The sequence below is a fragment of the Kitasatospora phosalacinea genome, assembly GCF_000716545.1.
Lineage (GTDB): Bacteria > Actinomycetota > Actinomycetes > Streptomycetales > Streptomycetaceae > Kitasatospora > Kitasatospora phosalacinea.
Genome location: NZ_JNWZ01000051.1, coordinates 39,945 through 47,365, shown reverse-complemented (window position 1 = coordinate 47,365; position 7,421 = coordinate 39,945). Strand labels below are relative to the sequence as shown.

Here is a 7,421-nt window from a genome sequence, read left to right as displayed (position 1 = left end):
GCGCCCGGCCCCCGCCGACCTCACCCCGCGCGAGACCGAGGTCTGGCGCCTGATCGCCACCGGCCTCGACAACGACGCCATCGCCGCCGCCCTCGACCTCAGCCGCTCCACCGTCAAGAACCACATCACCGCCCTCTTCGCCAAGCTCGACGTCCGCGACCGGGCCCAGGCCGTCATCGCCGCCTACGAGTCCGGCCTGGTCGCGGCCGGTTCGCCGGGCGGCGGGTGACGGCCCTCTTCGCCCGGACCTCCCCGCCCCCGCGGCCACCGCCGCCGACCTCCTCTCCGCCGTCGACTGCCCCACCCGACCCGGACGCGGGCCGCTACCGGAGAACGGGGCCGGTCCCGTGACCGGTGCCGCACGGCCGCGTGCCGGAGGAGCTGAACCCCCCGGGGGCCGCGGCCGTATGCAGCGTCGAGGTCATCGGCGGTCCAGGCGGGTGCCTGCGACGGCCGTGCCCATCCAGACGGCAACCTGTCGGCTTCCTCACCGGGATGCCGACGACACTCCCGGAGGTCCGCGGACCCATGACGATCATCAACAGCCCGCTGCCGGAGAGCGACCGCGAAACCGCGGGCGCCGCTCTCCAGGCGACCCTGGTCGACCTGCTCGACCTGTCCCTGATGGCCAAGCAGGCGCACTGGAACCTGTACGGCCCGCGCTTTCGCTCGGTCCACGCCCAGCTCGACGAGGTTGCCGCGGTCGCACGCGACTACGCGGACACCGTGGCCGAACGCGCGGCCGCGCTGGGAGTGAGTCCGGACGGACGGGCGGTCACCGTCGCGGGCACCAGCGGCGTGCCTGCCCTCCCGCCGGGCTGGACGAAGGACGGCGACGCCGTCGACGCCTTGGTGCGGGCGCTCTCCGAGGTCATCGGAAGGGTGCGGGAGCGGATCGAGGAGACCGGTCCGGCGGACGCCGTGAGCCAGGACCTCCTCATCGGACTGACGGCCGAACTGGAGAAGCAGAGCTGGATGTTCCAGGCGGAGAACAGGGTCTGACGGGGGAGGACCCGCACTGCCGGAGGGCGGTGCGCGGCCCTGCGGAGGAACTGGACGAGCACGACCGGGAGCCCGCCGGCGAACACCGTCCAGTACCTCGCGCCGACACCGTCCGACCGCGCCGTGGCTACCCGCCGAGCACGCCCTGCCTCTCCAGGGACTTGCGCAGCGCCCGCACGGCGTAGAACGCCCGGCTCTTGACGGTGCCGGGCGGGATGCCGAGGTGCTCGGCCGCCTGGGCCACGCTGCATTCCAGGTAGTACATGAGGCGGATGACGGTCCGGTGCTGCTCCTTCAGCTCCCGCAGCGCCTCCAGCACCGCGTGGGAGGTGATCGTGGACTCCGTGCCGTCCCAGGAGGTGTCCAGGTCCTCGACCGCCATCAGGTCCAGCGGCCGGACCCGCCGGGCCCGGTGGTGGTCGATGACCAGGTTCCTGACCACGGTGAACAGCCACGGCCGGACGTGCTCGCCGCGGGTGCTCAAGAGCCCGGCGTGCTTCCAGGCGCGCGTCGCGGTCTCCTGGAGGATGTCCTCGGCCCTGTGCCAGTCACCGTCCAGCAGCCGCGCGGCGTAGCGGACGAGCAGGGGGCCGTGCTGTTGGTATATGTCCCGTACGAAGGCGTCGCGGTCGGTGTCCGAAGCGACGTGCCGGGCATGTGCCCGAGTCGGAGCGAGGGGGGTCGTCCCCGCCTCCGTGGTTCCGTTCATGGGTGGTGCCCGATTCTGTTCGCGTGTTCCGTGGCGTGCTCTCCCGCTTGCGCGGGCGAACGGCTCCACACTCGACGCGACCCCTTCGCCGAACCTTGTCGTCTCCTTGTCGCGCCGCTTCCCGACCCGCACCGCCCGCCCCCGGAACGCCGCCCTGCCCGTCAGGGGGCTGCGCGGAGCTCCCCCGCGGCCGCCCGGACCGGGAGGGCGCCGGGATCACCACCGAGGAAACGGTGAACCGCGGTGCGGGAGCGCTCGTAGGAAGCAGTGACGTCCGGGCGCACGGGAGCCCTGACCGGACGTCAGCCCTGTCGGCTGTTGTGGCGGCGGCCGGCAGGGCCGTCCAGGCCCCGGGGCCGCCACCGTCCGACCAGTCAGGACGACGCCCCCGCGCCGTTCCAACCGCACCCGAATCAAAGGACGTCGAAGATGCGCATCACCCGACCGACCGGACCCGCCCGTCTGGTCGCCCTGCTCGGCGTAGCGGCCGTGGGCCTCTCCGTCACGGCGGTCGCCCTGCCCGGCACGGCCGGCGCGGCCCCCCGCCAGCCGGCCCGGCCGACGATCGTGCTGGAGCACGGGGCGTTCGCCGGCGCCTCCAGCTGGGACGGGGTCGTCGAGCGGCTGCAGCGGGCCGGTTACCCGGTGGTGGCCGCCGCCAACCCGCTGCGCGGACCGGCCGTCGACGCCGCCTACCTGCGCAGCGTCGTCGAGCACATCGACGGCCCGGTGGTCCTGGTCGGCCACTCCTACGGAGGCACCGTCATCAGCCAGGCCGCCACGGGCCTGGAGGACAAGGTCAAGGCGCTCGTCTACATCGCCGCGTTCCTGCCCGACGCGGGCGAGAGCTCGATCGGGCTGACGGACAAGTTCCCCGGCAGCACCCTCGGCGACGCGGTCGAACCGGTGAACTACACGCTGCCGGACGGCAGCCAGGGCGCGGACGTCTACATCAAGCCCGACAAGTTCCGCCACCAGTTCGCCGCGGACGTACCGGCCGCGAAGGCCCGGCTGATGGCCGCCGAACAACGTCCGGTCGCCGCCGCCGCGCTGGAGGAGAAGTCCACCCAGGCCGCCTGGAAGACCATTCCGTCCTGGTCCCTGGTCACCACCCAGGACCTCAACATCCCGGTGGCCGCCCAGCGCTTCATGTCCGCCCGGGCGCACGCCCGCACCACCGAGGTCGACGCCTCGCACGCGGTGTCCGTCTCCCGCCCCGACGCCGTCACGCGCGTCGTCGAGGACGCGGCCCGTACGGTCCGCTGACCGCAACCGCCTGCCCGGGCCGGAGAACCGTTCCGGCGGGCACCCCCGAGCCACCCCCTTCGCACCACACCCCACATCGAGAGGCAGCAACAACCATGCCGTTCATCACCGTCGGCCAGGAGAACTCCACCACCATCGACCTCTACTACGAGGACCACGGCACCGGGCAGCCGGTCGTGCTGATCCACGGCTACCCGCTCGACGGCCACTCCTGGGAGAAGCAGGCCGCGGCCCTGCTGAAGGCCGGCTACCGCGTCATCACCTACGACCGGCGCGGATTCGGCCGCTCCAGCCAGCCCACCACCGGCTACGACTACGACACCTTCGCCGCCGACCTCAACACCGTCATGGAGACCCTCGACCTCGACGACGCCGTCCTCGTCGGCTTCTCCATGGGCACCGGCGAAGTCGGCCGCTACCTCGGCACCCACGGCTCCGCCCGGGTCGCCAAGGCCGCCTTCCTCGCCTCGCTGGAGCCGTTCCTGCTCAAGACCGACGACAACCCCGAGGGCGTCGACGGGAGCGTCTTCGAGGGCATCGGGCAGGCCGTCACCGCCGACCGGTACGCCTACTTCAGCGCGTTCTACCAGGACTTCTACAACCTGGACGAGAACCTCGGCACCCGGATCAGCGAGGAGGCCGTCCGCCACAGCTGGAACGTGGCCGCCGGCGCCTCCTGGTACGCCTCGCTGGCCTGCGTCTCCACCTGGACCACCGACTTCCGGGCCGACGTCGCCAAGATCGACGTGCCGGCACTGATCCTGCACGGCACCGCCGACCGCATCCTGCCGATCGAAGCCACCGGCGAGCCCTTCCGCAAGGCGCTCCCGCAGGCCGACTACGTCGTCGTCGAGGGCGCCCCGCACGGCCTGCTGTGGACCCACGCCGAGGAGGTCACCGACGCCCTCCTCGCCTTCCTCGCCAAGTAAGGGGCGGGGCCGGAGCTCAGCGGACGGCGGACGGGTGACCGTCCGCCGTGCCGTCCCGCTCGGGATCCCGACGCACGGGGCCGCCGTTCCTCGGGACCGGGAGCCGGTGGTTCCCCTCCGCTCTCTCCGGAAGGGGCGGCGCGGGGTCCGTGCCCGCGTCCAGGGCGGTGAGCCGGTCACGAACCTGCTGGGCGCTGTGGGACATGGCCCGCTCGTCGGCGCCTTCGAGGGCTCGGACCCAGTCCGCCCGTGCGCCTTCCCTGTCGCCCCGGGCCAGGCGGGTGTCGCCGAGCCGCATCAGCGCGCCGATGGCGTTCCGGTGGTCGCCCAGTTCCTCGAACGCCCGCGTCGCCCGCCGGTAGGTGGCCACCGACTCCTCGTAGCGGCCGAGCATGCGGAGGTTGTGGCCCAGGATGTCCCACGCCTGGGCCAGCTGCCACGGTGCGCCGAGGCGTTGGAACAGGGCGATGCCCTCCCCGCTGTACCGGAGGCTCTTCTCGAGCTGCCCCAGGTTGGAGTGGAACCAGGCGAGCTCGGTGAGGCACTCGGCCAACCACAGCTCCTCGCCCGTCTCCCGGGACAGTTCCAGCCCCCGTTCGGAGTGCGCCACCGCCTCCTGGACCCGCCCGAACAGGAACAACGCGCACGCCGTGACGTAGTGGGCCCGTGCCTGCTCGCCGATCGCGTCGAGCTCCTCGAAGATCCCGGTGGCGCGTCGCAGGTGGTGGAGGGCCTGCTCCTGGTGGCCGAGGTAGCCGTGGACGTGGCCGAGGTGGCGCAGGCAACGGCCTTCTTCGAGGCGGTTGCCGTGACGTCGGGCCACTTCGAGGGCGGGCGTCAGCGCGGTGATGGCCTCGGGCCAGAACTCCTGGCGGTTGAGGTGTTCCTTGAGCGACCAGGCCAGCCCGGTGGTGTGGTGGTCCAGTTCCTGGCTGACGGCGGTGTGGAGCAGGCCGGTCAGCACCTGGTGTTCGGCGGTGAGCCAGCGGGTCGCCTGCTCGACGGTGGTGAGGTTCTCCGGGGTGACGCCCGGGCCGGGCGCACCGAGGTCGAGGTCGGGCGGTGTGTCCTGTTTGAGGAGCTGGTTGGCCTCGTGGGCGGTGAACATGTAGTGGTCCAGGGCCCGGAGGGTGGCGTGGTGGCGTTCCCGGGCGGTGTCGTGGGTGTGGACGAGCTCGGTGGCGTAGCCGCGCAGGAGGTCGTGCAGGCTGTAGCGGCCGGGCAGCGGTTGTTCCACGAGGCAGGAGCCGACCAGGCCGGCGAGGGCGCGGCGGGCCCGGGGGAGCGGGAGGCCGGCGAGGCTGGCGGCGGCGGGCGCGGTGACGTGGGGGCCCGGGTGCAGGGCCAGGAGGCGCAGCAGCCGGGCCGTGGGCTCGTCCAGGGACCGGTAGGACCAGGAGAAGACGGCGCGTACGTCGGTGGTGGAGTCGAAGCCGGTGAACGCGTCGAGACTGCCGTGGGTCTCTCGCAGGTCGTCGACGATGGCGTGCAGGGGGAAGGCGGGATCGAGTTCGGCGCGGGCGGCGACCACCGCCATGGCCAGGGGGAGCCGTCCGCACAGGCGGATGATGTCGGCCGTGGCGGCGGGTTCGGCGGCCAGCCTTCCGGCACCCAGGCGCCGTTCGAGGGCCTGGTGGGCCTCCGTCGGTGAGGGCAGTGGGAGGGTGAGGGGTCTGGCTCCGTCGGTGGTGATCAGCCCGGGGAGCTGGTTGCGGCTGGTGATCAGTGTGAGGCAACCCGCTCCGCCGGGCAGCAGGGGGCGCACCTGTTGTTCGTCGCGGGCGTTGTCCAGGACGAGGAGGATCCGCCGGTCGGCGAGGAGGCTGCGGAAGAGCGTGCTTCGGCCGGGGGTGTCCTCGGGGATGTGCTGGGCGGGAACGCCGAGGGCGGTCAGGAAGCCGTGCAAGGCGTTGCCGGGTTCGACGGCGGGCGCGTGGGGATGGAACCCGCACAGGTTGACGAAGAGCTGCCCGTCGGGGAAGGAGGGGGCGATGCGGTGGGCGTGGTGGACCGCGAAGGTGGTCTTGCCGACACCGGGAGCACCGCTGATGACCACGGCGGAGGCCGCGGTCGTTCCGGGCCGGCCCGGTGCACCGCTCACGGCCGACAGCCAGGCGCCCTCGACCTCCCGCCCCGCGAACACCGCCAGGCCGAGCGGCAGTTGTGCCGGACGCGTCCGGGGCGGCGACGCGGTCCCCCCGAGGCCCGCGGCCTGGTCGCGACCCGCGTCGGACCGATCGGCGGCGTCGGCCGGTTCGCCGTCCGCCGGGCCGGGGGGAGCGGGCGCCCCGGCCTCCGCGGGCGTCCCGGACGCGGTCGGTCCGAGCGCGACGCGCCCGGGTCCGGCACTCCCGCCGGAGCGGGACGCCGTGCCGGACCCGTTCGGCTCGTCGGCCGGGTGAAGGGGCGGCAGGTCGTGCTGGAGGATGCCGTGGTGCAGCGCGCGCAGGGCCGGGCCGGGTTCGAGGCCGAGTTCGTCGGCGAGGTACCGGCGCAGGTCGGTGTAGCGCTGAAGCGCTTCGGGATGCCGACCGGCCAGGTACAGGGCGCGCAGCAGCAGGGCCCAGCCGGTTTCCCGCAGGGGGTGCTCCGCGGTCATCTCCTGCGCCGTGTCCAGGGCCTCGGTGATCCGCCCCCGCATGAGCAGGGCAGCGGTGCGGACCTCCCGGGTGGTCTGGCGCAGTTCTTCCAGGCGCGCCGTCTCGTTGACGGCGAACAGGTGGTGCGCGGCGTCGGCGAACGCGGCGCCGCGCCACATCGCCAGGGCCTTTCCGGTCTCCTCCACGACGCGTTCGGGCCGGCCCTGCTCCATGAACCGGTGGGCCTGGGTGAGGGCCCTCTCGAAGCGCACGGTGTCACGGCTCCCGGGCGGCACCCGCAGGGCGTAGCCCAGGGGCTCGGTGACCAGCACCTCGCAGGTGCCCTTCCGGCGCAGGTGCCGGGGTTCCAGGACCGCGCGTATCTTGCTGACGTGGGCGTGCAGGGAGCCCAGCGCCCCGTCCGGTGTCCGTCCCGGCTGCTGCGGCCACAGTTCCTCGCACAGCACCTGCGGAGCGACCGCCCGGCCGTCGGCGAGCAGCAGGCGGACCAGCAGCAGCCGCTGCCTGCGTCGTCCCGGGTCGATCACCGACCCCGCCCGCCGCACCACCAGCGGACCCAGCACCTCGAAGTCGAGATCCGGTCCCACACCTGTCATCGCACTCATCCAGAATCCCGCTCGACGGCGCCGCCGTCGCAAGCACGTACGTGATCGTGGCCGGCGGACGGGCGGGAGACCCCCGCTCCCGCCGTGACGAGAACCGGGCCCGCGCGATCCTCGTCGCGGTGGCCCGGCCGCAGAGGTGACGGGCGCTGACCGGGGCGGTGAGAACTCCGTCGTCCGCCTCCCGCACGCCCGACAGGACACTAGCAGGACGCCGATCCGGGCGATGACTTCGGCGGCCGGGCGCCGGACGGCTTCCCCGTCCGGACGTCCCCCCGCCTGTGACGACGCGTGAACCGGCGCGGCACCCGTC

At 73.3% G+C, this 7,421-nt stretch carries 6 protein-coding genes; 4 read left to right on the top strand and 2 right to left on the bottom strand.

Annotated features, from left to right (window positions below; all coding sequences use genetic code 11):
* Together OO48_RS24010 and OO48_RS24005 are read left to right on the top strand one after the other, a co-directional pair.
* Window positions 1-229 (top strand): response regulator transcription factor (locus OO48_RS24010; RefSeq protein ID WP_033219698.1); only part of this gene is annotated, 229 nt, incomplete at its 5' end.
* Window positions 230-528: 299 nt separating this feature from the next.
* Window positions 529-1,002, top strand: coding sequence for a Dps family protein (locus OO48_RS24005; protein WP_033219696.1), 474 nt, complete (start codon window positions 529-531; stop codon window positions 1,000-1,002).
* A gap of 127 nt (window positions 1,003-1,129) precedes the next feature.
* On the opposite strand, the gene OO48_RS24000 is transcribed toward OO48_RS24005, so the two are convergent.
* Entirely contained in the window at window positions 1,130-1,711 is a 582-nt protein-coding gene (locus tag OO48_RS24000; protein ID WP_033219694.1) for a sigma-70 family RNA polymerase sigma factor, read from the bottom strand.
* 429 nt (window positions 1,712-2,140) lie between these two features.
* Between OO48_RS24000 and OO48_RS23995 the strand changes: the two genes are divergently transcribed.
* Together OO48_RS23995 and OO48_RS23990 are read left to right on the top strand one after the other, a co-directional pair.
* Window positions 2,141-2,977 carry an alpha/beta fold hydrolase gene (locus OO48_RS23995; RefSeq protein ID WP_033219693.1) on the top strand — a complete coding sequence of 279 codons (837 nt, stop codon included), beginning with the start codon at window positions 2,141-2,143 and terminating at the stop codon, window positions 2,975-2,977.
* Window positions 2,978-3,072: 95 nt separating this feature from the next.
* Entirely contained in the window at window positions 3,073-3,906 is an 834-nt protein-coding gene (locus tag OO48_RS23990) for an alpha/beta fold hydrolase (protein ID WP_033219691.1), read from the top strand.
* Window positions 3,907-3,922: 16 nt separating this feature from the next.
* Here OO48_RS23990 and OO48_RS23985 read toward each other — a convergent pair whose 3' ends face one another.
* A complete protein-coding gene (locus tag OO48_RS23985) occupies window positions 3,923-7,102 on the bottom strand; it encodes an AfsR/SARP family transcriptional regulator (protein ID WP_033219689.1) in 3,180 nt (1,059 codons plus the stop codon).
* Between the last annotated feature and the right edge of the window lie 319 nt (window positions 7,103-7,421).

Bases quoted from the DNA above. Each gene is read 5' to 3' on its own strand.
- OO48_RS24000 (WP_033219694.1), bottom strand. From the start codon at position 1,711: ATGAACGGAACCACGGAGGCGGGGACGACCCCCCTCGCTCCGACTCGG.
- OO48_RS24005 (WP_033219696.1), top strand. From the start codon at position 529: ATGACGATCATCAACAGCCCGCTGCCGGAGAGCGACCGCGAAACCGCG.
- OO48_RS23985 (WP_033219689.1), bottom strand. From the start codon at position 7,102: ATGACAGGTGTGGGACCGGATCTCGACTTCGAGGTGCTGGGTCCGCTG.
- OO48_RS23995 (WP_033219693.1), top strand. From the start codon at position 2,141: ATGCGCATCACCCGACCGACCGGACCCGCCCGTCTGGTCGCCCTGCTC.
- OO48_RS23990 (WP_033219691.1), top strand. From the start codon at position 3,073: ATGCCGTTCATCACCGTCGGCCAGGAGAACTCCACCACCATCGACCTC.